A 1,101-nucleotide genomic window follows, 5' to 3' on the forward strand; every position below is an offset into this window, starting at 1 on the left:
TACCGCTCCCCTGCTGCCAAACGTGCAGCCAAACTCAAAGTGGTCTAGTCATTTATCTAGCCATTCTTTGGCACTTAAATGCCAATATACAATTTCCACACAGTAGGGCTTTATGCCCTATTTTTGATTTGTTTTAAGATAAAAGCAGATGTAAACAACTACAAGGAAACTGCATGCGAGCACGGATTTCAGTCATTACTCTGGGCGTGCGTGACCTGGAAGCATCTTTGCATTTTTATCGTAAAGGTTTGGGCTTCGCCAGTGAAGGAATCACGGGGCAGGAATTTGAATATGGCGCTGTGGCCTTTATTGAACTGCAATCAGGTCTGAAACTGGCGTTATGGCCGCAAAGCAGCATTCAGCATGATACCGGGCTGGAGTCCAGCCCGATGTGTCCGACGCAAATGATCTTGGGACATAATGTCTATAGCTCACTGGAAGTCGATCAGGTCATGGCTCAGGCAGCACATGCCGGCGCCAGAATCATTAAACCCGCACAGGCCACCTTTTACGGCGGCTATGTGGGTTATTTTCAAGACCCCGACGGTCATGTCTGGGAAATTGTGTTTAATCCCAGCTGGGAAACGGATTAGGACACTTCCGGTTCACGGCTATAACGATCCACCACCACACTAATCATCATATCTCCCTGAACATTGACCACGGTACGAACAGTATCCAGCAAACGGTCAATCGGCAGCAAGATTGCAATCGCTTCCGCCGGCAGACCGACTGATTGCAAGACCATAATCATGGTCACCATACCTGCACTTGGAATTCCTGGCGCACCCAAAGAAGCAATCATGGCGGTTGCACAGACAATCAGTTGCTGACCGATACTTAAATCCAGCCCCATCAGGTTGGCAATAAACAAAGCCGCGGCAGCTTCATACAACGCCGTACCATCCATGTTGAGCTGAGTGCCCAAAGGAATCACAAAGCCTGCGGTTTGTGGACGTACCTTTAAATTTTCCTGCGCGCATTTCATCGACAAGGGCATGGTGGCCGAACTGGAACTGGTCGCAAATGCGGTAATCAGCGCAGCTCCTGTCCCTTTAAAGAAGGTAATCGGACTCATTTTGCCAAAAATCCACAGCAATA

2 protein-coding genes are annotated in these 1,101 nt (G+C 48.7%); one reads left to right on the forward strand and one right to left on the reverse strand.

Going from position 1 to position 1,101, the window contains the following annotated elements:
- Positions 1–173: 173 nt before the first annotated feature.
- A complete protein-coding gene (locus B2Y23_RS04705; protein ID WP_291355098.1) occupies positions 174–593 on the forward strand; it encodes a VOC family protein in 420 nt (139 codons plus the stop codon).
- Here B2Y23_RS04705 and B2Y23_RS04710 read toward each other — a convergent pair.
- The coding region (locus B2Y23_RS04710; protein WP_291369332.1) for a dicarboxylate/amino acid:cation symporter at positions 590–1,101 on the reverse strand (512 nt) is incomplete at its 5' end. The genes B2Y23_RS04705 and B2Y23_RS04710 overlap by 4 nt on opposite strands.

This window comes from Acinetobacter sp. UBA5934, from assembly GCF_002430855.1.
GTDB lineage: Bacteria > Pseudomonadota > Gammaproteobacteria > Pseudomonadales > Moraxellaceae > Acinetobacter.